Below are 24,275 nucleotides of genomic sequence, written 5' to 3' on the forward strand. Positions count from 1 at the left end.
CCTTTTTTACTTATGAAAAGATTGGTCTTCTTACTTTTCTTTTTGATAGGAAAACTGTCAGCCCAAGAGCAGTTGGAGAAAAACCTTGTTTTCTCAGGTTATCTCGAAGCATATTACAGTTATGATCTAAATCGTCCTAAAGATCAACTCAGGCCTGACTTTCTATATAACTTCAATAGGCATAATGAATTCAGTATTAATCTTGCCTTGCTCAAAGCATCCTTTCAGAATGACCGAATTAGGGCAAATCTTGCATTAATGGCAGGAACCTACGCCCAATACAATCTAGCAAACGAACCCAAATGGGCTCGGTTTCTCAATGAAGTATCTTTGGGAATTATGCTCCACGAAAAGCTATGGGTTGATGTGGGTGTCATGCCTTCTTACATAGGATTTGAATCCTGGTATGGGATGGATTGCATGAATTTGACGAGAAGTATCATGGCTGAGAACTCACCCTATTTGTTTACGGGTGGAAAGTTTACCTATATACCAAATCCTAAATGGGAAATTCAGCTTTGGTTGACAAATGGCTGGCAAAATATTGTGAGAAACGAAAACAACAAGTCTTTGGGAATCGGTGCTGGTATCAAGTACATGCCCACTGACAATGTTACCACCAATTATTCCAATTACTTTGGAAATGAAAACCCTCAGCCAATACGTTTAAACAGGTTTTTCAATAATTTTTATTTGCTGTATGAAAAAGGATCATGGGATGCGATCTTTGGGGCTGATTATGGTATTCAGCAAACTTTATTAGGAGAAACAGGTTCTTGGTTTGGCCTGATAGCCTCACTGAGCAAGGATCTGGGAAAGAAAATCGTACTTGCCGGTAGGGCTGAATATTACTCAGATCCAAATGCAATCATCTTGAATGATGGTTTGAAAATCACAGGACTATCTGCAAATGTTGATTTTTCAATAACCAAAGAAACTTTATTTAGAATTGAAGCAAGAAGATTTGTCAGTCCGGAAGAAGCATTTACACTTCCTGACGGGAATTTCATAAGGGAAAATACAGCTATTACTGCCTCCATTGCCCTCAGGTTTTAAGATTCTTTCTTACCGGTATTTTTTTCTTTGAAAGCCTCTTGTTGAGGTATTTAATAAACTCCTCATAGTTGATATGCTCGTGATTGCTGATTGTAAAGGAGCTTCTATCTTCAAAAACAATAGTAATTTGCTTGAATTCACGTTTGTTTGTGATGACTGTTTCTTCGTCCCAAACCAATACTTCTGAGAGAGCATATTTGGTGGTTTTGCCTCTCAACGGTAGTTTTGTAATTATCTGGTCGTTGCCTATTGCTATAAATTTATACGCAGCCATCATTTTTACCATAAGCAAGACAATACCTAAGGTAAGTATGACAGTTGCCATCAGGTAGATGAGGACCCCAAATGTTCTTTCGGTCGCAAAATGGTTGAGGATATATACCAATCCAAAAAACTGCACAAGGACGATTAGTCCAAGGGCAAAAAAAGTGCTGGGTTTTGGTCTGGAATGAATCATGTGCTACGCAATTCTGCAAGTGTTTTTTTAGAGAATGATACTATATCTTCAAAAAAGTCTCCAAAATGTACTTTCAAATACTCATGGTGCTCATCGAGAAAGACATGCGCAGTTTCCATTTTTGAATTGAACCTTGTCCGTTTTGCCATGCCTGTCATCGCCCTCCTGATCCCATCCAATTCCCCATATCCTGCCAGCCAATTGTAATATTTCATATAACCGAAGGTCTGCAAAAATTTTTCGGGTAAGGTATCGCTGTATTCATCTATTGTATTGTACACATCCTCCGCAAATTGATCCAAAGGGATATGGTGGTAGTTTTTCCAGTATCTTCCCAAAAAATAATCAAAATACATGTCTGTAATAACCATGGAATACCTTCCATATTCCGGTCTAAGGATTGCCTGAGCCTCTTTTACCACAGGGTGCGAATCTGTAAATTTATCGATACTCCAATGAAGCTTAATTCCAACAACAATGTCCTTGTCATAGTTGTGTTCAATATCGCCTCTTACAAAATCACCTATAAAATTTCCTACAAGAACTTTAGGATCCCCGAATGACAAATATGCATGTGCTAGAAAATTCACGATATAATTGTTTAAAGTGTTTGGTTTGTGAGATAGATTATCAGTTATTTTCGATTTTAAATGTAATAATAGATGGGAAATATTCAGGAAGAATTAAGGAATTCTTTGAAACTTTTAAAGCAAGAGTGGGAGGAAGACCTCCAACAGCATAAGAAAAAATTTTTATATACCTCTATTTCAGATAAAAAGGAAGAGGGGGTATGTTGGTATCCTGTACAGTTGAAAAAAACAAAAATAGGTTTTGGGGAGAGATTGATCTTGGAGTTCGAACGCTTTGACACTGGAGCACCCCATGTTTTCCAGTCGGGCAAGTCTGTTTCTATTTTTTCAAACCAGCCCCAGTTTCAATCCCGTCGTGTCAATGGTGTGATCAATCAGGTGAAGCGGGATACCATGATAGTGACATTACAGGCCGAAGACGTTCCTGATTGGATGCATCAAGGTAAGTTGGGTATTGACTTACTTTTTGATGAGGCAAGCTACCGTGAGATGGAGTCAGCGATGAAAGCAGTGATCAAATCTGATAAGGGGAGGCTAGGAGAATTGAAGGAAATTTTGCTAGGTGAAAGGGCACCGGTTTTGATTATTTCTGATTCAAAAAAGGTGAATCACCTGAATTTAAGTCAGAATGAAGCTTTGGACTTGGTCAAGTTTTCAAAGGATGTAGCCATCATTCATGGCCCTCCCGGGACAGGCAAGACAACCACCCTGGTCGCGGCGATTGTGCAGGCATTGGAGGAGTGCAGGCAGGTTTTGGTTTGTGCGCCTAGTAATTCAGCAGTGGATTACCTAGTGGAAAAATTACTAGATTACAAAGTAAGAAGCCTCCGTATCGGCCATCCCGCGAGGGTCGAAGACCATATTCTGTCTCAAACATTGGATGCCAAAATTGCGATGCACGATAGCTACAAGGATTTGAAAAGGCTCAAAAAATCAGCTGATGATTACAGAAAACTTGGTCAAAAACACAAACGTACATTTGGCCCTGAAGAAAGGATGCAGCGGCGAAGGCTTTTGGATGAAGCAGCAAGGTGTAAGGACGAAGCACAAAGCCTGGAAGATTATATCACTTATGATATTTTTCAGGATACTCAGGTATTTGCCTGTACCCTAGTAGGTGCCGCCAATTCTGCGCTCAAGGGTATGAGTTTCCCCGTGGTGTTTATAGATGAAGCTGCCCAGGGACTAGAAGCGGCAGCATGGATTCCTATCCAAAAAGCAGCTAAAGTGGTGATGGCCGGTGACCATTGCCAGCTGCCGCCAACTATCAAATCATATGAAGCAGCCAAAAATGGATTAAGCGAGACACTTTTTGAGAAGGTGATCAAAAGAAAACCTGATGCCTCCAAAATGCTAAGTCTCCAGTATAGGATGCCGGAACTGATCATGGGTTTTTCGGGAAAATATTTTTACCATAACGGGTTAAAGGCAGCTGACAATACTTTGCAGCACTATTTGACAGCCGAAGAACCTGTATTGGAATACATTGATACTGCAGGCACAGGATTTACTGAACAACAGGAAGAAGAATCCCTCAGCACATTCAATCTGGAAGAAGCGCGGTTTTCCTTGCGATACCTAGAAAATCTCCTAAAAAGAATCGGGATTGCGGAGATCAAAAACAAGCAATGGAATATTGGATTGATCGCGCCCTATCGCGCCCAGGTCAGGAGATTTAATGAGCTGGTTTTTGAAAGTTACGAATTCCCAAACCTCCGCTCTTTCTCTGAACTGTTGACGATCGACTCGATTGATGGATTTCAGGGACAGGAGCGGGATATTATTGTCATCAGCCTTGTCAGGTCCAATGCAAAAGGAGAAATCGGCTTCTTGGCAGATACCCGAAGAATGAATGTGGCATTGACCCGAGCAAAAAGGAAATTGATAGTTGTGGGGGACAGTTCCACATTGAGCATCCACCCTTTCTACAATTCGTTTTTTGATTATATAGATGCAAACAGCTGCTACAAAAGTGTGTATGAATATTTGGAATGAAAATCAGTTTTGCCTGGTTTTTACTCGTTGTTGGTTAAAATATTCCCAATTCAGGTAACTGAGGATATCGCCAAAAGTATCTGTGGCCTCCAAGATATCAGCAGGAACATCCCTGCTTCTCAGCCTTGCCAATAACTGTCCGTAGATGGCATTCAAGGCAATCTGGATTTCATGTTTGGGGGCATTTTCTCCGGCTTCGAGGAAAAGACGTATCAAATGTGGTTTTGCTTTTTGATACAGGTCAAAATAGTCCCTGTCTGTTTTGAGTAGAGACCAATGGATCGAGGCAAGCTGATCAACCAATTCCTGAGTCTGGGGAAGGTGGCCGGTTTCTTCGATTTTGGCATTTTTCATCTCAAAGGTCAAATCAGCAAACCAAACTGCCGCTTCTTTTTTTTCCTCCTCAGAGATTGGATAGTGGGAGATCACATATTGCCGGACATCATCCAACTCGAAATTATAGGCCCTTAATAGATCTTCCATTTGATACATGTAGATGATGTATTCAGGAATGTTTTGGGCTTTTTTCTTTTCCGCTACAGCTCTCATTTTTCGGTTTTATATTGATGGTGCAAAGAAAATAAGAAAGGTCGGTTTTTAACAATAAATGAGAAAGTGCGTACATTAAGAAAAATCGTTATGCTAGACTATAGGGAATTCATCGCCATCGAGCCTGGAAAGAGAAGCGGGAAACCCTGTATAAGGACTGAGGATCACAGTGTATGATATTTTGGAATACTTAGCTTCAGGCATGTCTATAGAAGAAATTTTGGATGATTATCCTGAATTGACTAGGGAAGATGTTATGGCAAGTTTGGCATACGCCGCAGATGCCGAAAAGAAAATCCATATTTCAGGTTAGTTTCCATTGCGACTTTTTTTCCAAAAAATGAAAATTCTCATTGATGAAAATCTAAGCTGGCGAATAAAAAAGCCGTTAAGTCAATATTTTACTGAGATCACCCATATTTCTGATTTTAAGAAACTGACTGAATCCGATCAGCAAATCTGGGATTGGTCAAAAAAATCGAATTATTCCATCCTTACAAAAGATTCAGATTTTTATTTTTTGAGTGTGCTAAATGGATGTCCTCTTAAAGTAATCTGATTAAAATTTGGTAACATGTCTACGCAAGCCATTATTCAAAAATTAATTTCAAACATAGAATTGATTAAAGAGTTTTTAAAACAAGATAAAGACTGTTACCTTGAGATAAATTGATTTTCTTTTGGATAGTTTATTTCTATACCAATTTTACCCACAATTTTATCTATTTTTGCGCCCAGAATGGATATGCAAAGAATTAGGAATTTCTGTATAATTGCCCATATTGACCATGGGAAGAGTACATTGGCAGACCGTCTCCTGCAGTTCACCAATACGGTGAGTGACAGAGAGATGCAGGATCAGTTGTTGGACAATATGGACCTCGAGCGTGAGCGCGGGATCACCATTAAGTCCCATGCGATCCAGATGAAGTATAATTACAAAGGTGAGGAATATACCCTCAACCTGATCGATACACCCGGACACGTCGATTTTTCATATGAAGTTTCCCGGTCAATCGCCGCCTGTGAGGGTGCGCTGTTGATTGTAGATGCCTCTCAGGGAATCGAAGCCCAGACCATTTCCAACCTTTATTTAGCTATCGGACATGACCTCGAAATCATCCCGGTTTTGAACAAGATCGATCTCCCGGGCGCGGATCCAGAAGTGGTGGCAGATGAAGTCATAGAACTTATTGGCTGCGATAGGGAGGATATCGTCCTTGCTTCAGGAAAAGAAGGGATCGGAATTGAAGACATCCTTAATGCTGTGGTAGAAAAAGTCCCTGCTCCAAAAGGAAACATCGATTCACCACTACAGGCAATGATTTTTGACTCTGTTTATAATCCTTTCAGAGGAGTGGAGGTAATCTTCCGAATATTCAATGGTACAATCAACAAAGGCGATAAAATCAAATTTGTAAATACAGGAAAAGAATATTTTGCCGATGAAATAGGGATTTTGGGTATCAATCAAATTCCTCAGCAAACCATGTATGCAGGGAATGTAGGATACCTGATCTCAGGGATCAAAGTAGCCAAAGAGGTTAAAGTAGGTGACACCATCACGCACGTAAAAAATCCTTGTGCGGAATCAATCAAGGGATTTGAAAACGTAAAGCCAATGGTTTTTGCGGGGATTTATCCGGTAGAGACCACTGAATTTGAAGAACTAAGAGCTTCTATGGAAAAACTCCAACTCAATGATGCTTCGCTTGTATGGGAACCTGAGACCTCTGCTGCCTTGGGTTTTGGTTTCCGTTGCGGTTTCTTGGGAATGCTTCACATGGAGATCATTCAGGAGCGCTTAGAGCGGGAGTTTGACATGACGGTTATCACAACAGTGCCGTCCGTTCAGTTCAAAGCCCTGATGAACAACAACGAATACAAGCTGATCAATGCACCTTCAGATATGCCGGATCCTACGCTTTTCAAACATATCGAAGAGCCCTATGTCAAGGCCATTATCATCACCGCCGCGGAATTTGTTGGCCCTGTGATCCAACTTTGTATGGACAAAAGGGGTCAGATCAAAAACCAGGTTTACCTGACTTCTGACCGTGTGGAATTATCTTTTGACATGCCTTTGGCTGAGATTGTATTTGATTTCTTTGACAGGCTCAAAACCATTTCCAGAGGATATGCATCCCTCGACTATGAAATGATCGGATTCAAACAGTCCCACATGGTGAGGCTAGATGTGATGCTCAATGGCGAAGTGGTAGATGCCCTTTCTGCGATTGTACACAGAGATAAAGCATACGAATGGGGTAGGAGACTCTGCGAGAAATTGAGGGAATTAGTGCCGAGACAAATGTTTGAAATAGCTATCCAAGCTGCTATCGGAGCCAAGATCATTGCAAGAGAAACTGTGAAAGCCATGCGTAAAAACGTTTTGGCCAAATGTTATGGAGGTGATATTTCGCGTAAGCGTAAGCTTCTCGAAAAGCAGAAAAAAGGAAAAAAACGCATGAGGCAAGTCGGCAACGTCGAAATTCCACAGGAAGCGTTTATGGCAGTTTTGAAATTAGATTAAACTTTCCCGCAAAGGCGCAAAGACACAAAGAATTTGTTTGTAGTTTTTGCGCTTTTTGCATCCTATATGAATTCAATTAGAACCTGTTAATCGGATTTTGCTATGAGTATCGTGATCGATGGAAAAAAAACCTCCGAGGAGATAAAGGGAGAAATCGCCCAAAGAGTGGCAGAAATAAAGAATGAAGGAGGTAAAGTCCCCCATTTGGCCGCTATCCTTGTTGGCAATGACGGGGCTAGCCAGACCTACGTAGGAGCAAAAGTAAAATCCTGCGAGCAGGTTGGATTTCAATCAACCTTGCTAAGATTAGATGAAAATGTTAGTGAAGAAGAATTGCTTCAGGTAGTGGAGGACATTAACTTAAATCCTGACATTGATGGTCTGATTGTACAGTTGCCATTGCCCAAGCATATTTCTGTAGAAAAAGTAACGGATAAAATCAGGCCGGAAAAAGACGTGGATGGCTTTACGCCTTCCAATGTCGGCAGGATGGCCTTGGGATGGCCGGCTTATGTCGCAGCCACACCCTATGGTATCGTGGAGCTTTTGAAAAGATATAAAATTGAAACAGCCGGAAAACACTGTGTTGTTATCGGCAGAAGCCATATTGTAGGTTCGCCGATGAGTATCTTGATGGCGAGAAATGAATATCCGGGAAATTGTACAGTAACACTTACCCACAGCCGTACCAAAAACCTTCCTGAAATCGCCAAAACGGCGGATATTCTTATTGTGGCATTGGGAAAACCGGAATTTGTCACTGCCGAAATGGTCAAAGAAGGCGCAGTGGTGATTGATGTAGGAATCCATAGAATAGATGATGCCTCTAAGAAATCCGGTTTTAAGTTGATCGGAGATGTCAAATACGATGAAGTTGCCCCAAAAGTATCTGCCATTACGCCCGTTCCCGGAGGCGTAGGTCCGATGACCATTGCTTCCCTGCTTTACAATACCTTGTTGGCGGCAGAAAAGAAAATCTACAGTTAATTTTCAACATCAAGTACTCATCGGAAAATTTATCAAATGGGTTTTTTAAATTTTGATTAAAAACCCTTTAAAAGTTAAATTTCCCCTTGCAGGGAATAGTAAACCTTTCTACTTTTGCAGACCTCAAAAAACGCGCACGTGGTGAAATTGGTAGACACGCCACTTTGAGGGGGTGGTGCCCTTACGGGTGTGGAAGTTCGAATCTTCTCGTGCGCACATGGCCTCGGATCTTTTCCGGGGCTTTTTACATTTATATCAATTGTCCCAATAAGATTTTACAGGAGAGGATGGTTTTTATTTTTTGAATTTATTCTTATTTTAAAAAGAAAATCCTTTCTATGAAAATTCTGCAAACGGCGATAATTTTGATTTTCACCCTATTTGTTGTACCTGTTTTTACTTATTTGTTTGGAATTCCTTTGGGAGATCGTGAGTGGGAGGCACTTTGGGTCTTGATCAAAATTTGTGGAGCTTCCATTGCCTATTGTTTTTTGGTAGGTGAACTTACAAACAACAATAGTCAGGTAGATAAGTATTGGAGTATTTTACCTATCATTTATGCTTGGGTAATGGCCTATTTCGGAGATTTTTCACCGAGGATGGTTTTGCTTGCCGTACTTGTCACTGCTTGGGGAGCAAGGCTTACCTATAATTTTGCTAGAAAAGGGGCTTATCGGTGGAAGTTTTGGGAAGGGGAAGAGGACTACCGTTGGGAGATATTGCGCAAAAAGCCTGAATTCCAACCCAAATGGAAATGGACTTTGTTTAATCTCTTTTTTATATCCGGCTACCAAAATGTATTGATTTTGTTGTTTACCCTGCCTATGCTTGTTGCGATGCAGTTTGACGACGGCATAATCGGCATGTGGGATTTTCTGGTAGCGGGAATTACCTTGTTTTTCTTGGCTCTCGAAACTGTCGCCGATGAACAGCATTGGAAGTATCAAACTGAAAAATGGAGGCTGATAAAGGAAGGAAAATTGTTGAGGGGTGATTTTGCTAAAGGATTTTTGGATAAAGGGCTCTGGGCTATTTCAAGGCATCCAAATTACCTAGGGGAACAGGGGTATTGGGTTTCTTTTTACTTTTTTTCAGTGGCTGCATCTGGTCAATGGCTCAATTGGTCCGTAGTTGGGTGCCTTCTGCTTTTGATTTTATTTCAGGGGAGCTCCAATTTTAGTGAAGAAATCAGCGCCTCCAAATATCCTGCCTATAGAGACTATCAAGCGCGGGTCCCTCGTTTTGTGCCAAGGCCACAAGGAAAAACTGAAGAAAGTCCTGCACCAAGTTCCTGATTCAGTGCAGTGATTTTGGAAGGTAAGGAGAATTCTGTGACTACTGTTGGAAAGTTATTGATTTTTAGGAATTGGGAATCAAAGCCATCAATATATGTTGAGGCATGTGATCCGAAAAATAGAAGTTTGAGACCGTTAGTTTTTTGTGTATTTTTTTGACTCAATTATCTCAAACTTATGTTCCGAGCCGCAAAAACGTTCCTAGCCACATTTTCCTTGATGGCTTTATCATTTTCCTCATATTGCCAAACCCCCCAATTTCCGATTGTAAAAGGTTTTGGTGGCATATACGAAATCCCTGAAGCGACAGAAAGACCGGATCCTACAGCAGAATACAAAATTATTATTGACCTTGTTTCAGCTGCTGATGACCCAAAGCAAATCAACAGAATGGTGGACAATATCGCGCGCATGGTCAACCTTCACGGAATTGCCGGTGTCCCAAAGGAAAATATTAAAGTCAAGGTGGCAGTACATGGAACTGCGATCTTCAGCATGCTAAACGACGAGGAATACCAAAAAAGGAATGGTGTAAAAAATCCTAATTTGCCTGTTTTCGAGTCATTAAAAGAAGTAGGGGTAGAATTTTATGTCTGTGGGCAATCACTGATTGCAAGAGAAATGGAGACCACTGATATGTGGGCAGGGACAGAAATAGCCCTGTCGATGCTCACCACCTTGACTACCTATGTTCCTCAGGGATATATGTTGATGAGGTTCTAAATATCCAAAGTCAATTGATCCGGTAAATGCCTAAAAGACCTTCTATGAAGAGGCGTTAATCCTAATTTCATGATCCCTTCACGGTGTAATACTGTGGGATACCCGGCGTTTTTTTCCCAGCCATATCCCGGATATTCATCAGCATAGCGCTCCATCATTTCATCGCGGTAAACCTTGGCAAGGATTGAAGCCGCAGCAATGCTTGCAAATTTACCATCTCCTTGGATGATGCAGGTGAAAGGTATTTCAAGATGGGATTTAAACCTGTTACCATCAATCAATAAATGTTGGGGCTTGGTATCCAACATCTCTACTGCTCGGCTCATTGCCAAAAAAGAAGCATGTAAAATATTGATCCGGTCAATTTCCTCCACGCTAGCCTCGGCAATAGCCCAAGAAATCGCCGAGGATTTGATTTCAGAAACAAGATTTTGGCGGTTGGATTTTGTCAGTTTTTTGGAATCATTTACAAATTCATTTGCAAAATCCGTAGGCAATATCACAGCCGCAGCCACCACGGGGCCACAGAGACAACCACGACCCACCTCATCGCATCCCGCTTCTAGCCTGTCAGATTCTAAAAATGGAATCAGCATCTTCTGGGGTTTTTGTTGCCGGTTTATAATATTTATAGATCATTTCTGCCACCAAGCCTGTCCATCCAGTCTGATGGGAAGCACCTATCCCACGGCCATTGTCTCCATGAAAATATTCAAAAAAAAGGATATGGTCTTTGAAGTGTGGATCCTCTTGCATCTTTCTGTAATGTCCATATACGGGTCTTTTTCCATCTTTGTCTTTCAAAAAGATTTTGATGCAACGTAATGATAATTCTTTGGCTATCAAGTCCATAGTGACATAATTTCCAGAACCTGTGGGGTATTCTATTGAAAATTCTCCTCCATAATAGTAATCAAATTTGCGTAGCGATTCAATGATGAGGTGGTTTATCGGAAACCAGATTGGTCCCCTCCAGTTGGAATTGCCTCCAAACATCAGAGAGTCGGACTCTCCGGGAGTATACTTGACAGTAAGTTGATCCCCGTTTATTTTTACAGTATAGGGCTTTTTTAAATGAAACTTTGACAAGGATCTTACTCCATAATCACTTAAAAACTCCTGTGGATCGAGCATTTTGTTTAGAATACTCTTCATCCTGTGACCTCTAAGCAAAGCAAATAGCCTTCTTTTTTCAAAACCCGGCTGGATCCAACTAGAAATTAGTGATGCAAGTTTGGGTTTTTCTTTCAGGAAAAACTCCAGTCTTGCCTTGAACTCAGGAAGACTGTCAAACATGTCCAACCTGATAGATTCTACAGCAAATAGGGGGATGATGCCGACTATCGACTTCAACTTCATGACTTTTGGCTCTTTCCCTGGCAGGTGGAAAACATCGAAGTAGAAATTTTCCTCGTCATTCCAAAGGCTGATTTTGTCGCCTGAGATATTGTTCATAGCACCTGCGATATACAAAAAGTGCTCTAGAAACTTCATGGCAGTGAATTGATAGGTTTTGTTGAATTCGCATAGATCAAGCGAAATCCGCATCATATTCAAGGAAAACATCGCCATCCAGGAGGTAGCATCTGCCTGTTCGAGTTTCCCCTTGTAATGGTGGGCATGCGACCTGTCGATCACAGAGATATTGTCCAATCCAAGAAATCCTCCTTCAAAAATGTTTTTGCCGTCACTGTCTTTCTGATTGACCCACCAGGTAAAGTTGATCATGAGTTTGTGAAAAGCGCGCTCTAAAAATTCCTGATCGCCTTTACCATCTCGCAATTTTTTATCAATCTGGTATACTCTCTGTATGGCGTATGCATGGACAGGGGGATTTACATCTCCGAAATTCCATTCGTATGCAGGAATCTGCCCGTTGGGATGCATGTAAGATTCATTCAAAAATAAAAGGAGTTGGTCTTTTGCAAAATCCGGATCAATCCTTGAAATCGGGATACAATGGAAGGCCGAATCCCATACTGCATACCAAGGATATTCCCACTTGTCCGGCATGGAAATGATGTCCTGATTATACAAATGCCTCCAATCACTGTTGCGTCCCTTTTTCCTTTCTTTAGGGGGGACATATCGGCCTGCATCTCCTTCCAGCCATCGGTCTACATTGTAATAATAGAATTGCTTGCCCCACATCATGCCTGCATAGGCTTGCCTCTGAATGGATCTCATGTCTTCGTCCTTTACCCGATGCTGGATTTCGGCATAGAACTCGTCTGCTTCCTTTTTTCTTTCTTTTAAGATTTCATCACAGATTTCGGTAGCCTCTAGGGTTTTTTGATGCGTCATCCTAAACTTGACTTCACTTGAACCTCCTGCAGGAATGGTCATTTTATATATTGCTGCAGCTTTGGTGCCATAATTTGATGGGTTCAAATATTGCGAATACCTGTGCACCACATAGTCGTTGATGGCGTCTTTCAGATATTTTTTGTCATTTGGGATATGATATAGCCGCTCTCTGTTTGTTTCGTTGTCACAAAATTTGATATCAGGATTTCCCTCAAAGCTTAAAAAATAGTTTCCATTATTGGGTGAAAATGCCTTGATCCCGTTTTCCTCAGTTTTAGTAAGCTTGGGCATAAATGGTTCATGTCCGGTGTGCCATGTTTTTCTAAACCAAAAGGTAGGCATTACCCATATTTCAGCATCTTCCTTGCCTCTATTATGGATCGTAGCAAACCCTGAAATATCCTCTGCGTCCTTTTTGGCATATTCTATGAAAATATCGAAATAGGCATCATCGTCAAAAATCCCCGTATCGATCAGTTCGAATTCAGGATCGTTTTTAGTTCTTTTTTTGTTCTCCTCCTTGATCAGGGAATAAGGAAATTCGTTTTGGGGATACTTGTACAGCATTTTCATATAGCTGTGCGTAGGGGTGGAATCCAGGTAATAATAGAGTTCCTTTACATCCTCCCCGTGGTTGCCCTGTGGCCCTGTGAGTCCAAAAAGACGTTCTTTTATGATTGGGTCTTTCCCGTTCCAAAAAGCCCAGGCAATGCATAAATTCTGTTTGTTGTCCGAAATACCTCCGATGCCTTCCTCTCCCCATCGGTAGGCTTTACTCCGGGCTTCGTCATGGGTAACATTGTCCCACGCAGCACCGTTGGGGCTGTAGTCCTCCCTGACCGTACCCCATTGTCTTTCTGTCAGGTAAGGCCCCCACTTTTTCCAATGTTTTTTTCCTTCACGGTCTTCTTCAAGCCTTAATTTCTCTGTATTCATGGATACGTTTTCCTAATTGCCAAAACCGAATTTACCATTTTTTGGGTTTCTTGGTTCAAGAAAAACGTTTATATAGGACTATTTTTAGAAGTTTTTTTACCGCAATCGTTTTAAATCAAACTTTATCAGCCGAACTGTTTTTTAAAAATTCCTTTCTTGATTGAAAAGTATTCTTGATTTCTAAAGAATTATTGAAATTTCAGACTATGTCAAGAGAAAGATGGGTTTACAGGTTTAGATCCTTTACTTATTTCTGGAGAAAAAGTATTCGCTTCGTATTCTTTTTTAAATGATTTGTTTGAAACATGCGCAAATCTTGTTTTAAAGCTATCTACCCATTCCCGATTCATTTCTTTTTGAGCTTCAGCACTTCCCAATGCATCTGCCAATTTACTGATATCAAATTTGTTTCCAATGGTTCCCACGCCGGAGATTTGTGCATCAATGGCATTGCATGCCTGTTCATATTGGCCTTTGACCGGAACCATCAAGACTTGCTTTCCCAGATACATGGCTTCGCACACGGACTCAAATCCTGCTGTGGAAAGTAAACCTCTGCAGGTTGCCATTTTCTCCAAAAACAATTCATCATCCACCATATGGATGGTAAGATTGGGTAAGGGCTTTTGGAAAATCGGTTCGTCTTTCTTATCCCAAAAGGCTTCAATTTGGATTTCAGGATTGTTTTTGGCTTCTGAAATCACTTCCTCTACATACCCGGGATTGACCATATAGGCCAGGAAAAAGTCGCCTTGGGTGGTGTTGAGATTTCTGACCTCTTTTCTCAATAAAGGTGGTAGCACATGCAAATTGTGGATTTGGTGTTCCGGCATAGGTCTGAAGGAAAGTGCCAAAAGCAAATCCGCACGAAGGGAAGTGATATGGGTATTGATCTTGAAAAGCAGTTTTTGGACGGGTTGGCCCGGGGCAAATGGAAAATCTGGATGTTGGATCAGGTATTGGTGGCCAATCACCCAAAACTGACAATCGGGTCGGTAAAAGGCATTGTATATTCCTCCAAGAATATCATAGAAATTCAAAATGACATCCGGTTGGTGCTTTTTTACCAATTGGTCAATTTGCTTGAGACTTTTATTAAAAGTCTTGGTTTTTAATAGGTTTTGCCAAATGGTTTTGGAAAGGTTAATGGATTTTTGGGTTTTATCTGTTACGAAATTCGGACTCTCAAAAAGGCATATTGGTGCCTTGATGTTTTTTGTGACAAATTCCGGGATTTCCCGCCTCTTGCTTTTTCCGATGCAAACCGCGCTGACATCATGTCCCAAATCCCCGAGCATTTGGGACATAGAGATTGCCTGTGTCATATGACCACGGCCTTCTCCTTGGACTATAAATAGGAATTTCAATTTAGAAGAAATTGGGAAGTTTGAAATCACCCTCGAACTTATTGAAAGCCACCAATTTCATTTCGGGAATTATTTCTACCGGAGTTTCTGAATGTTGTGGCCTTATCCTGAAATCAATTTCATTGTAGAAAATCAACTGCCAGTTACCGTCATGATCTTCTGCCAAAGCACTCATAGTCTCCACCCAATCCCCTGAGTTGAGGTAGGTGATGCCATCAATGATTCTGTTTTCGGCTTTGTGGATATGGCCACAGATGATTCCGTCACAACCTTTGGATTTGGCCATTTTTGCCAATTCTTCTTCATATTGATCTACATAAGCCACGGCAGTTTTCACCTTACCCTTGACATATTGACTCAATGAAAAGTAAGGTAATCCTCTTTTTCTCCTGTGGTAATTGACCAGCCTGTTGAGCCAAAGAAGGAAAGTGTAGCCCACATCACCGAGATAGGCTATCCATCTTAGATCGGTCGTGATGCTGTCAAAAATATCCCCGTGGGTGATAAAAAATTTCTTTCCGCAGCTTTCATAAATCATGTCCGCTTGGATAGAAAGATTTCCTATCTGAAGGGGAAGAATCTGATCCAAAAAGTCATCATGATTGCCTCTAAGGTAATAGACCTTGGTATGGTCTTTCTCTATCATTTTGAGCATTCTGTTGAAAAACCTGGTATGTTTCCGCTTCCAGGAGCCGGACTTTCTGAGCTGCCAGCCGTCGATAATGTCCCCGTTGAGGATGAGGTTTTCACAAGTATATTGCTTGAGAAACCGTGCCACCTCCTTGGCCTTAGATCCCTTAGTGCCAAGATGCACGTCTGAGATGACGATAGTTTTAAAATTGGTTTTCAAATGGATTTGTTTTTCCCAAATCTAAAAAACGCTTATAAACTAGCTGTGAAAAGTATGTTATGAAAATGATATGATTTTGACTATAAGTCCTTTGAATGTAAAAGCAAGGTTAATTGGAGGTTAAAATTCCTAATGAAAGTGATAAAAACTTAAGAGGTGAATTCATTAGGCATTAAAAATCAGCTTGAAAGTAGATCCTTCCCCAAGCTTGGACTTGACTTGGATATTGCCTTTATGCCTGCGCATAATCTGCTTTGAAAGGCTTAGACCGATACCTGAGCCTTTCTTTTTTGTGGTAAAAAATGGAATAAAAATTTTTCCCAAAGCTTCTTCTTCGATCCCTTTGCCGCTGTCCCTGATTTCGATGATGATTTTTCCGGATTCATCGATGAAGGCCTTCAAACTTATAGTCCTTGTCGCTGTATCTTCTACGGCCTGAATGGCATTTTGGATCAGATTGATCAGCACCTGCTCAATTAACGTCTGATCTCCGAACAGAATCAAATCCTGTGGATCCACAAGTTTTAGGAATTGGATTTCCTTGTTGTCGAATTGGTTTTGAAGCAACACTTCCAACTGGTCAAAAAGAAGTTTCAAGCGAATAGCCTGAAATTTTGGTGTTGGGATATGGGCAAGGCTTCTGAAATCGCTGACAAAATTGATCATGCCCTCACTCCGCTTTTCAATCGTGGAGATAGCCATCAGGTAATCCTCTAAGTCACTTGCTTCAACAGGGGCGTTGGCGTCGATTTTCGATTCTATGTCTCCTTTTACAGTGGAGGCCAAGGAGGAAATCGGGGCAATGCTGTTCATGATTTCGTGGGTCAGGACGCGGACAAGGTTCTGCCAAGCTTCCATTTCCTTTTCTTCCAGTTCACTTTGGATATTCTGCAGGGATACCAGTTTGAATTTGACATCCCTCAGGACAAGTTCGATCACATATACTGACAACTGCATGATCCCATCAGGATGGGCGATTTTGATCAGCTCGCTTCCTCCCGTCCTTAAAGTATGAATTGCAATATGGAGTTCTTTGTTGATTTTTTCAATTTCTGCAATGTTTCCTAATTGCTGTATGCTCAGCATTCTTTTGGCTGCAGTATTGACGATCTGTACCTTGCCTTCTTCATCGAAAGTGATCAATCCTATACTAAGGTGTTGAAAGACAGAGCGGAAATATTGGTAATTGGCTTCTTTCTCTGCTTGGTCTTCCTTCAGTTTGGCGAGTATGGCATTGAATTCTATGTGTAAATCGTCTGTGTCTGTCCCGTCAAACTTGACTGGATAGACATTGGAATAGTTGTCCTGTTTGATATTGTTGAGAAACTGACGGACTTTTTTGAAGGAACTTTCGGCATACCCCAAAAGGAAAATAATTTGGGCCAAAACCAAAATTATAAACAGGGAAATGGCAAAAACTCCTGCCCCATTTAGAATGAAATAGGAAAGCAAAAACAAAGAAACCGCCAAGAGGAGAATTCTCCCAAGCAGACCGACTTTATAATCCATATTTTTCTAATCTTCTGTACAAAGAAGCTCGGGTCAACCCAAGCTCTTTTGCGGCTTTGGAGATGTTGCCTCCGTTTTTGTCTATGGCTCTCTGAATAGTGCTTTTTTCCATTTCATCAAGATTATAAGTAGCCGTGGCAGCAATTTTTTCATTGGTAGGCTTGGCGGAAAGAAAAAAGAAATCCCGGCTGTCCAGCATATCCCCCTCTGCCATGATGATGGCCCTTTCGATGGCATGCTGTAGCTCACGGATATTTCCCGGCCAATTGTATTTCTGTAGAAGCTGAAGTCCTGAAGGGGTAAAACCTTTGAAGTCTTTGCGGTATTTGTGGGAATAGGATTTCAGGAAATGGTTGGCGAGTGTAGGGATATCATCCTGTCTTTCACGGAGCGGCGGAAGGAAAATCTCCACGGTATTGATCCTATACAATAAATCTTGCCTGAAAGTATTGTCCATCACCATCTCATGTACCGGCATATTGGTAGCGCAAATCAGTCTGATATCAATGGGTATTGCCTTATTGGAACCGATTCGAGTTACCTCTCTTCTCTGCAATACTGTCAAAAGTTTTGATTGCAGTGGCATGCTGAGGTTTCCGATTTCATCCAAGAAAAGGGTACCGTTGTCTGCGATTTCAAACCTGCCTGCCCTATCGTCTTTGGCATCCGTAAAAGCTCCTCGTTTATGTCCAAAAAGCTCACTTTCAAAAAGTGTTTCTGTAATCGATCCCATGTCCACCCCCACAAAAATCTCATCTTTCCTGTTTGACCTGTCGTGAATTGCCCTCGCAATCAATTCCTTTCCTGTGCCGTTTTCTCCCAAAATCAAAATATTGGCATCGGTCTGCGCTACTTTGTCGATGATAGAGAATATATTTTTCATCGAAGCACTTGCTCCGATAATATCCGCATAAGGTTTTTTGAGTTCAGACTGAAGCTGTTTTTGTTTGGTGGAAAGTTTTTCGACCTGATTGTAGCTTTCCTTTAACCGGGACGCTGCAGTCAGCGTGGCAAGGAGCTTTTCATTCTGCCAAGGTTTTAAGATAAAATCCGTAGCACCTTCCTTAAGTGCACGCACAGCCATCTCTACATCTCCAAAAGCAGTAATTAAAATAACCACTGCTTTCGGATCGATCTCTTTGATCTGCTTGAGCCAATGAAATCCCTCTTTGCCTGAAGTAGTATCATCCGTGAAGTTCATATCCAACAGGATCACATCAAAGGAATTGTTATTGACCAAAAATGGAATACGACGTGGATCTTTTTCAATGGTAACTTCTTTTGCATGTTTTTTAAGAAACATTTTTGCCGCAAAGAGCAAATCTTCATTGTCATCTATGATCAGGATTTTTCCTAGTTGTTGGTTTTCCATGTTGTTTGGATTGTTTCTTAAAAACCTTGATGAGAAAATGATGCCATCAATCAAAATCACCTTTTGATACAATCAGAGCAGTAAATATAGTAAGATTATGTTCATTTTTGGACACATGCATCACAATAACGGACACTGTCCGACTAATGCTTAATTTGGTTTTTGATCCCTTACAAAAAGTCTTACCTTTGACGATTCTAAAAAAAACGATATAATTATGTCAGTTGCAACCAAAGGAAACGCTGTAAAAGTACATTACACTGGAAGACTTACAGACGGAACCGTATTCGATTCTTCATCCAACAGAGAACCTTTGGGTTTTGTACTCGGTGATGGAAATATGATCAAAGGATTTGATGCCGCCGTGTATGGAATGGCAATCGGAGAGATGAAAAGTGTCACTATTCCTTCTTTAGAGGCATATGGCGAAAAAAGAGCTGATATGATGATCGATATCCCTATGGATCAGGTTCCTGCAGATATCAAGCCCGAAATCGGAATGGAGCTTTCCCTTCAGAATCAGGCAGGACAGCCTGTTCCGGTGAAAGTTGTACATGTGGACGAAGAAAAAGTTGTTTTGGATGCCAACCACCCCTTGGCTGGTGAAGACCTTATTTTTGAAATTACTTTGGTAGAAATAGGGTAATTCAATAAATGGAATAATCTAAAAGGGAAGGCAGGAACAAAAATTCTTGACTTCCTTTTTTATTGTCCTTTAAGCGGGGTTTTGCTTTTTTGGTAAATCCTGATCTGGGTAGCATCAAACAGCAAAACGACCTGTTGATTTACCAATATTCCTTGAGGCTTAAAATCATCCGGCAGCGGAAAAGTTTCCTGTTTTTCGGATTGGAAGTCCATTGAAATAACTTTTTCCTTTTCGATGAAAATTAATCTGTTTTTCCAAAACCCAAAATTTTGAGTAGGCAAAGCTTGGGTTTTCTTGATTAGGTTTCCTTGATTGTCCAAGATAAATACTCCCTCGCCTTTTATGTTTAGAAAAAGGAGATTTTGGTATTCCCTCATCCCCGTGATATCGAGAGAGGACCTGTCCAGGATCAGGTTTAATGGCTGAAGCTGAATTATTTCATTTCTCATATAGTCAAATTGCTTGAGAGAAAGATCAGCTTCATCAAATACCCATATGATGTTGTTGTTGCCCAGTGTGGCAGCTTTGGCAAGCGTGATCAGATTCAAAGGAATCCTGTTTTCGGCAACGGGATTGATAAACCTGTCCAAAATCCTGTATTCCTGCAAGTCGATGGAAAAAGTGAAAATATTTATCGTCCACCCGGCTTCTAATTGGCTGATTCTACCTTGTCTGTGTGGGGAAAAATTATTGATGACTTTCCCTGATTTGTTGAATTGATACAGATTGCCTTCAAGATCTGATACAAAAATAAATCCCTGATTGTCCAGGGAAACTTTGTCCATTTTGGGAAAATTGATCACTTCAAAATCGACCCATGCTGAATCCTGGGAAAAAGCTTCCTGCCCAATCGCCAATAGAATTGTCAATATGACCAGCCGGATTTTCAAAATTCAAATTTTTTGATTTGGAATTCCTTGCCATCAAAAACCCCATAAGTATAATGGTTGACCCATTCACCTAGGTTGAAATATCGGGATTTGTTGCCAACAGGTAGGTCAAGAGGCAGGTGCCTGTGACCGAAGATATAGTAGTCAAAATGCTTGCTCTGCTCTACCTGTTTGCAATAGGCCCAAAGCCACTCATCATCTCCTTTGAACTCGCTTTCATTTTTGGCCACATTGGTGATTCTGCTTCTGCTTGACCATTTGTTTGCAATCCAAACGCCTATGTCGGGATGTAGCCACCTGAATGCCCACTGACAAACAGGATTGGTAAAAAACTTTTTTAATATTTTATAGGAATGGTCACCTGGACCTAGCCCGTCTCCATGTCCAACAAGGAATTTACTTTTTTCAACTGTCAATTCTATGGGATGGTGAATAACGGGGATACCCAATTCCTTTGTAAAATAGTCCTTCATCCAAAGGTCATGATTGCCGGTAAAAAAGAAAATGGGAATGTTTTTTTCTCTCAGGTCGGCGATTTTCCCGATAAATCTGATGAACCCTTTTGGAACCACTTGTTTATATTCAAACCAAAAATCAAAAATATCACCCACCAAAAATATTGCTGCCGCATCGTCTTCGATTAAATTGAGCCATCTGACTATTCTTTTCTCACGTTCACTGCTGCTTTTCGCATCAGGTGCTCCTAAATGAAAATCAGAAGCAAAAAAAATCTTTTTTTCTAGAAGTTTAAGATTCATGTGGTTGTTAAGAATGCGGTAAAGGTAACAGTAAAATAAAAAAGCCTCCAAATCGGAGGCTTTTTATTGGGGTATTATTTTGTGTTAATCCTCAGTTTCTTCCACTTTAAGTGGTTCTTTGTCATCATTGTGACCTGCTTTTCCATTTCCGTTTTCTTCGGATTTTGCAGCAATGGCATCTTTTTTATCTGCCTTTTTGGTATATGCCTCATAGGTAGTTTCTTTTGCAAAGGGCCTTTTTCCTATAAGATTTTCAAGGTCGGATTGGAAAAGGATTTCTTTTTCGAGCAACTCTTTAGCCAAGGTTTCGAGTTCTTCTTTCTTTCCTCGGAGCAAAGTTTTTGTTCTCTCATATGCTGAAGCTACCAACTTCCGTACTTCTTCATCAATGGTTTCGGCGGTAGTTTCAGAATAAGGTTTTGTCATTCTGTAATCAGCAGATTTGCTGTCGTAGAAGGAAACATTTCCGATTTTGTCATTCATACCATATACCGAAACCATAGAATATGCCATCTTTGTGACCCTTTCTAAGTCGCTCAATGCCCCGGTGGAGATTTTGCTGAATATAATCTCTTCAGCAGCCCTTCCTCCAAGTGTCATACACATTTCATCTATCAATTGCTCCGTTTGATACAGGAATTGTTCTTTTGGAAGGTATTGGGCATAACCTAATGCTGCAATCCCTCTTGGGACAATACTGACTTTGACCAATGGATCTGCATGTTCTAGGAACCATCCCGCTACTGCGTGACCGGCTTCGTGGTAAGCAACAATTTTCTTTTCTTCAGGAGAAATGATTTTGTTTTTCTTTTCAAGACCACCGATTACCCTATCTATGGCATCTTGGAAATCCTGCATGTCCACAGCTGTTTTGCTTCTTCTAGCTGCTATTAGGGCTGCTTCGTTACATACATTCGCGATTTCAGCACCTGCAAACCCCGGTGTTTGGGCAGCAAGTTTTTTTGGATCGATGTCATCTCCAGTTTTAATCGGGGCAAGGTGAACCTTGAAAATAGCTTCTCTTCCCACTATATCCGGTTTGTCTATACTGATCTGTCTGTCAAATCTTCCCGGTCTCAACAAGGCACTGTCCAGGACGTCCGGTCTATTGGTCGCAGCAAGGACGATTACACCTGAATCAGTACCAAAACCGTCCATTTCAACAAGGAGTGAGTTAAGCGTATTTTCCCTTTCATCATTGGATCCAGGCATTTGACCTTTTCCTCTCGATCTTCCAATGGCGTCTATTTCATCAATAAAGATGATACAAGGTGCTTTTTCCTTGGCTTGCTTAAACAAATCCCTAACCCTAGCAGCTCCTACACCGACAAACATCTCCACAAAGTCAGAGCCTGACAAGGTAAAGAATGGAACTCCTGCTTCGCCCGCTACCGCTTTGGCTAAAAGGGTTTTCCCTGTTCCCGGAGGGCCTACCAAAAGGGCTCCTTTGGGGATTTTACCACCTAGTTTGGTGAATTTTCCTGGGTTTTTTAGGAATTCTACGATTTCTTGAATCTCTTCTTTGGCTTCATCCAGACCTGCCACATTGTCAAAAGTTATTTTGACCTTGTTTTCTGCATCAAAAAGTTGTGCTTTTGATTTGCCGACATTGAAAATCTGTCCACCTGGACCACTTGGACCTGACATTCTCCTCATCATGATCCAGAAGAAAATGAATAGAATAATCAAAAATCCAAAGCTTCCAAACCAATTGGACCAACTTTCTTCATTTTTTACATTGTACCCGATGCGCTGTGATTCGGGAACCTTACTTTCCAACTCCTCAAAATCTTTTTCAAATTTTTCCGCACTGGCAACTTCTATAGAATAGTGCGGTCCTATGGGATTGAAAAATGGGCTATTTGCCTCAAGTTCACTTTTATATTTTTCGTTTTGAAGCGCAGCCTCCTTCAGGGTCACATCGATCCTGTTTTGGTTTCTGATTATCATCACCTTGGCTACATCATTGGCTAGGTAAATGTCTTCAAACCTGCTTTTTGTAATATTTATTACGGTATTTCTCTGGTTGAACCAGGTAATTCCAACCAGCACAATCACAGCCGTAATGATCAGCCAAAGCTGGAAATTAGGCTTATCAGGTGTTTTGGGCATGAAATTCTTACTCTTCTTGTTATCAGCCATTATTTTTTATTTCAAACTTTTTTTAAAAACGATTCTAGCTACCTAAAGTTTAAACTGACTTTAAGATTCAATTTTTTTGATTTTAGCATCTCCCCACAATTCTTCCAAACCATAAAACTCCCTCTGTTCTTTAAGGAAAATATGGGCTACTACATTGACATAATCCATCAGTATCCACTGATTGTTTTGCCTACCCTCATTTCTCCATGGTTTTTCTTTGAAATTTTGGGTAACTTCCTCGACCGAGTCAGATATTGCTTCGATTTGAGTATCGGAGTTTCCTGAGCAGATAACAAAAAAATCAGTGAAAGCATTCTTTACACCTCTTAAATCCATTACTACAATATTGGAAGCTTTTTTCTCCTGCATTCCTTTTACAATTATTTTGCTCAGCGCTTCTGCTGTCATCATTTATTTACAGTAATTTTACAATTTAAATTTTCAAAAGGGAAATAACTAACAAATTTCTTCTTTGCTTTCCAAATTAGCTAATTTGAGATGTATAAAATCCTTGCCAACACGGTATTTCTTGGTAAAGATGTCATTTACCTGACAGAGTGTCATTCAACTAATGATGAAGCGCTTGAAAGATTACGCAGACGGGAAATAGCAGAAGGAAGTATCGTCATAACAGACAACCAAACCAAAGGAAGGGGTCAAAGAGGAAATATTTGGCTGTCCCATGGGGGAATGAACATTACTTTTTCACTCGTATTGCAGCCTAATTTTTTGGTGCCTTCAGAACAATTTTACCTCAATATGATTATCAGTTTGTCTGTTGTGGAATTGCTTTCTGATTATTCCAAGGATATGAAAATCAAATGGCCCAATGACATCCTCCATCTTAAAGATGGCAAAGTAGGTGGTATTCTTATAGAGAACATCATCAACCAAAAAGGCATTGAACATTCAGTGATTGGAATCGGGCTAAATATCAACCAAACTTCTTTTGACATTCCCAAAGTGACCTCACTGAAATTACTTACAGGGCAAAATCTGGATAGATGGGAAATAGTACGGCTCCTTGTAGCAGGCATCGAAAGAAGATACATTGCTTTGAAAAAGAGAGAATTCAATAAGATCAAGACCGAATACCTGAGCTATTTATACAGATTGGGTGAATGGAGTACCTATAGTGATGTTGGAATTTTTGAAGGTAAAATAAATGGGATCGATGAAAACGGGAAAATCAATATCGAAAAAAGAGACGGGAGCCAATGCTTCTATGGATTGAAAGAAGTCGCTTTCTTGTAGAAAGCAAATTTTATTTTGGGTACAAAAACCCTAACTTTGCACTTTCAAACTGAAATTCA

Annotated in this window: 23 protein-coding genes and 1 tRNA gene; 11 read left to right on the top strand and 13 right to left on the bottom strand. The window is 40.7% G+C overall.

Annotated elements, in window-relative coordinates; translation table 11 throughout:
- Positions 1-12 precede the first annotated feature (12 nt).
- Positions 13-1,056: a porin gene (locus MMU07_RS16300; protein ID WP_241127312.1), complete on the top strand. Its 1,044-nt coding sequence runs from the start codon at positions 13-15 to the stop codon at positions 1,054-1,056.
- Here MMU07_RS16300 and MMU07_RS16305 read toward each other — a convergent pair.
- Positions 1,046-1,513, bottom strand: a complete 468-nt coding sequence (locus tag MMU07_RS16305) for a hypothetical protein (RefSeq protein WP_241127321.1) — start codon at positions 1,511-1,513, stop codon at positions 1,046-1,048. The genes MMU07_RS16300 and MMU07_RS16305 overlap by 11 nt on opposite strands.
- Positions 1,510-2,103, bottom strand: coding sequence for an acyl carrier protein phosphodiesterase (locus MMU07_RS16310; RefSeq protein ID WP_241127323.1), 594 nt, complete (start codon positions 2,101-2,103; stop codon positions 1,510-1,512). The genes MMU07_RS16305 and MMU07_RS16310 overlap by 4 nt, the downstream gene beginning before the upstream one ends.
- A gap of 72 nt (positions 2,104-2,175) precedes the next feature.
- Here MMU07_RS16310 and MMU07_RS16315 point away from each other — a divergent pair, with 72 nt between their 5' ends.
- Positions 2,176-4,098 carry an AAA domain-containing protein gene (locus MMU07_RS16315; protein WP_241127325.1) on the top strand — a complete coding sequence of 641 codons (1,923 nt, stop codon included), beginning with the start codon at positions 2,176-2,178 and terminating at the stop codon, positions 4,096-4,098.
- A gap of 3 nt (positions 4,099-4,101) precedes the next feature.
- On the opposite strand, the gene MMU07_RS16320 is transcribed toward MMU07_RS16315, so the two are convergent.
- Positions 4,102-4,647, bottom strand: a complete 546-nt coding sequence (locus tag MMU07_RS16320) for a DUF4924 family protein (RefSeq protein WP_241127327.1) — start codon at positions 4,645-4,647, stop codon at positions 4,102-4,104.
- Between the two features lie 202 nt (positions 4,648-4,849).
- Here MMU07_RS16320 and MMU07_RS21915 point away from each other — a divergent pair, with 202 nt between their 5' ends.
- From MMU07_RS21915 to MMU07_RS16350, 7 genes are all read left to right on the top strand, one after another.
- A complete protein-coding gene (locus MMU07_RS21915; RefSeq protein WP_336246202.1) occupies positions 4,850-4,960 on the top strand; it encodes a DUF433 domain-containing protein in 111 nt (36 codons plus the stop codon).
- A 27-nt stretch (positions 4,961-4,987) separates the two neighbouring features.
- Positions 4,988-5,206 (top strand): DUF5615 family PIN-like protein, encoded by a 219-nt coding sequence (locus tag MMU07_RS21875; RefSeq protein ID WP_418884519.1) that lies wholly within the window; start codon positions 4,988-4,990, stop codon positions 5,204-5,206.
- A 180-nt stretch (positions 5,207-5,386) separates the two neighbouring features.
- Positions 5,387-7,180, top strand: a complete 1,794-nt coding sequence (gene lepA / locus MMU07_RS16330) for a translation elongation factor 4 (RefSeq protein WP_241127329.1) — start codon at positions 5,387-5,389, stop codon at positions 7,178-7,180.
- 102 nt (positions 7,181-7,282) lie between these two features.
- Positions 7,283-8,167 carry a bifunctional 5,10-methylenetetrahydrofolate dehydrogenase/5,10-methenyltetrahydrofolate cyclohydrolase gene (locus tag MMU07_RS16335; RefSeq protein ID WP_241127331.1) on the top strand — a complete coding sequence of 295 codons (885 nt, stop codon included), beginning with the start codon at positions 7,283-7,285 and terminating at the stop codon, positions 8,165-8,167.
- Positions 8,168-8,299: 132 nt separating this feature from the next.
- Positions 8,300-8,383 (top strand) — tRNA-Leu (locus MMU07_RS16340).
- 122 nt (positions 8,384-8,505) lie between these two features.
- On the top strand, positions 8,506-9,462 hold the full coding sequence (locus MMU07_RS16345; protein WP_241127333.1) for a DUF1295 domain-containing protein: 957 nt from the start codon (positions 8,506-8,508) through the stop codon (positions 9,460-9,462).
- 177 nt (positions 9,463-9,639) lie between these two features.
- On the top strand, positions 9,640-10,185 hold the full coding sequence (locus MMU07_RS16350) for a DsrE family protein (RefSeq protein WP_241127334.1): 546 nt from the start codon (positions 9,640-9,642) through the stop codon (positions 10,183-10,185).
- On the opposite strand, the gene MMU07_RS16355 is transcribed toward MMU07_RS16350, so the two are convergent.
- The 6 genes from MMU07_RS16355 to MMU07_RS16380 all read right to left on the bottom strand — a co-directional run bounded on the left by MMU07_RS16355 (position 10,182) and on the right by MMU07_RS16380 (position 18,526).
- A complete protein-coding gene (locus MMU07_RS16355; RefSeq protein WP_241127336.1) occupies positions 10,182-10,781 on the bottom strand; it encodes a ribonuclease HII in 600 nt (199 codons plus the stop codon). The two genes, MMU07_RS16350 and MMU07_RS16355, sit on opposite strands and share 4 nt — an antisense overlap.
- Positions 10,756-13,428, bottom strand: coding sequence for an MGH1-like glycoside hydrolase domain-containing protein (locus MMU07_RS16360; protein WP_241127338.1), 2,673 nt, complete (start codon positions 13,426-13,428; stop codon positions 10,756-10,758). Before MMU07_RS16360 ends, MMU07_RS16355 begins: the two co-directional genes overlap by 26 nt.
- Positions 13,429-13,637: 209 nt before the next feature.
- Complete coding sequence (locus MMU07_RS16365) at positions 13,638-14,795, bottom strand: glycosyltransferase family protein (RefSeq protein WP_241127339.1); 1,158 nt, start codon at positions 14,793-14,795, stop codon at positions 13,638-13,640.
- A 1-nt stretch (position 14,796) separates the two neighbouring features.
- Positions 14,797-15,645 carry a UDP-2,3-diacylglucosamine diphosphatase gene (locus MMU07_RS16370; RefSeq protein ID WP_241127341.1) on the bottom strand — a complete coding sequence of 283 codons (849 nt, stop codon included), beginning with the start codon at positions 15,643-15,645 and terminating at the stop codon, positions 14,797-14,799.
- 165 nt (positions 15,646-15,810) lie between these two features.
- The gene (locus tag MMU07_RS16375; RefSeq protein ID WP_241127343.1) at positions 15,811-17,154 is read right to left on the bottom strand and encodes a sensor histidine kinase; all 1,344 of its coding nucleotides are present in this window, start codon (positions 17,152-17,154) and stop codon (positions 15,811-15,813) included.
- Positions 17,144-18,526, bottom strand: a complete 1,383-nt coding sequence (locus tag MMU07_RS16380; protein ID WP_241127345.1) for a sigma-54-dependent transcriptional regulator — start codon at positions 18,524-18,526, stop codon at positions 17,144-17,146. Before MMU07_RS16380 ends, MMU07_RS16375 begins: the two co-directional genes overlap by 11 nt.
- Positions 18,527-18,743: 217 nt before the next feature.
- On the opposite strand from MMU07_RS16380, the gene MMU07_RS16385 reads away from it, so the two are divergent.
- Complete coding sequence (locus MMU07_RS16385; RefSeq protein WP_241127347.1) at positions 18,744-19,172, top strand: FKBP-type peptidyl-prolyl cis-trans isomerase; 429 nt, start codon at positions 18,744-18,746, stop codon at positions 19,170-19,172.
- Between the two features lie 59 nt (positions 19,173-19,231).
- Here the strand turns inward: MMU07_RS16385 and MMU07_RS16390 are convergent, their stop codons facing one another.
- From MMU07_RS16390 to rsfS, 4 genes are all read right to left on the bottom strand, one after another.
- The gene (locus MMU07_RS16390; RefSeq protein ID WP_241127349.1) at positions 19,232-20,062 is read right to left on the bottom strand and encodes a hypothetical protein; all 831 of its coding nucleotides are present in this window, start codon (positions 20,060-20,062) and stop codon (positions 19,232-19,234) included.
- Positions 20,059-20,820: a UDP-2,3-diacylglucosamine diphosphatase gene (locus MMU07_RS16395; RefSeq protein WP_241127351.1), complete on the bottom strand. Its 762-nt coding sequence runs from the start codon at positions 20,818-20,820 to the stop codon at positions 20,059-20,061. The genes MMU07_RS16390 and MMU07_RS16395 overlap by 4 nt, the downstream gene beginning before the upstream one ends.
- Positions 20,821-20,904: 84 nt before the next feature.
- Complete coding sequence (gene ftsH / locus MMU07_RS16400; RefSeq protein ID WP_241127353.1) at positions 20,905-22,962, bottom strand: ATP-dependent zinc metalloprotease FtsH; 2,058 nt, start codon at positions 22,960-22,962, stop codon at positions 20,905-20,907.
- A 60-nt stretch (positions 22,963-23,022) separates the two neighbouring features.
- Complete coding sequence (gene rsfS / locus MMU07_RS16405; protein ID WP_241127380.1) at positions 23,023-23,370, bottom strand: ribosome silencing factor; 348 nt, start codon at positions 23,368-23,370, stop codon at positions 23,023-23,025.
- A 90-nt stretch (positions 23,371-23,460) separates the two neighbouring features.
- Between rsfS and MMU07_RS16410 the strand changes: the two genes are divergently transcribed.
- Positions 23,461-24,216 (top strand): biotin--[acetyl-CoA-carboxylase] ligase, encoded by a 756-nt coding sequence (locus MMU07_RS16410; RefSeq protein ID WP_241127355.1) that lies wholly within the window; start codon positions 23,461-23,463, stop codon positions 24,214-24,216.
- The last annotated feature ends 59 nt before the right edge of the window (positions 24,217-24,275 follow it).

The sequence above is a fragment of the Cognataquiflexum nitidum genome, from assembly GCF_022538055.1.
GTDB lineage: Bacteria > Bacteroidota > Bacteroidia > Cytophagales > Cyclobacteriaceae > Cognataquiflexum > Cognataquiflexum nitidum.

Coding starts and splice junctions, on each gene's coding strand:
- MMU07_RS16395 (WP_241127351.1), bottom strand. CDS start 20,820: ATGAATCTTAAACTTCTAGAAAAAAAGATTTTTTTTGCTTCTGATTTT.
- MMU07_RS16385 (WP_241127347.1), top strand. CDS start 18,744: ATGTCAGTTGCAACCAAAGGAAACGCTGTAAAAGTACATTACACTGGA.
- MMU07_RS21915 (WP_336246202.1), top strand. CDS start 4,850: ATGTCTATAGAAGAAATTTTGGATGATTATCCTGAATTGACTAGGGAA.
- MMU07_RS16380 (WP_241127345.1), bottom strand. CDS start 18,526: ATGGAAAACCAACAACTAGGAAAAATCCTGATCATAGATGACAATGAA.
- MMU07_RS16320 (WP_241127327.1), bottom strand. CDS start 4,647: ATGAGAGCTGTAGCGGAAAAGAAAAAAGCCCAAAACATTCCTGAATAC.
- ftsH (WP_241127353.1), bottom strand. CDS start 22,962: ATGGCTGATAACAAGAAGAGTAAGAATTTCATGCCCAAAACACCTGAT.
- MMU07_RS16345 (WP_241127333.1), top strand. CDS start 8,506: ATGAAAATTCTGCAAACGGCGATAATTTTGATTTTCACCCTATTTGTT.
- MMU07_RS16350 (WP_241127334.1), top strand. CDS start 9,640: ATGTTCCGAGCCGCAAAAACGTTCCTAGCCACATTTTCCTTGATGGCT.
- rsfS (WP_241127380.1), bottom strand. CDS start 23,370: ATGACAGCAGAAGCGCTGAGCAAAATAATTGTAAAAGGAATGCAGGAG.
- MMU07_RS16305 (WP_241127321.1), bottom strand. CDS start 1,513: ATGATTCATTCCAGACCAAAACCCAGCACTTTTTTTGCCCTTGGACTA.
- MMU07_RS16360 (WP_241127338.1), bottom strand. CDS start 13,428: ATGAATACAGAGAAATTAAGGCTTGAAGAAGACCGTGAAGGAAAAAAA.
- MMU07_RS16315 (WP_241127325.1), top strand. CDS start 2,176: ATGGGAAATATTCAGGAAGAATTAAGGAATTCTTTGAAACTTTTAAAG.
- lepA (WP_241127329.1), top strand. CDS start 5,387: ATGGATATGCAAAGAATTAGGAATTTCTGTATAATTGCCCATATTGAC.
- MMU07_RS16355 (WP_241127336.1), bottom strand. CDS start 10,781: ATGCTGATTCCATTTTTAGAATCTGACAGGCTAGAAGCGGGATGCGAT.
- MMU07_RS16335 (WP_241127331.1), top strand. CDS start 7,283: ATGAGTATCGTGATCGATGGAAAAAAAACCTCCGAGGAGATAAAGGGA.
- MMU07_RS16300 (WP_241127312.1), top strand. CDS start 13: ATGAAAAGATTGGTCTTCTTACTTTTCTTTTTGATAGGAAAACTGTCA.
- MMU07_RS16410 (WP_241127355.1), top strand. CDS start 23,461: ATGTATAAAATCCTTGCCAACACGGTATTTCTTGGTAAAGATGTCATT.
- MMU07_RS21875 (WP_418884519.1), top strand. CDS start 4,988: ATGAAAATTCTCATTGATGAAAATCTAAGCTGGCGAATAAAAAAGCCG.
- MMU07_RS16375 (WP_241127343.1), bottom strand. CDS start 17,154: ATGGATTATAAAGTCGGTCTGCTTGGGAGAATTCTCCTCTTGGCGGTT.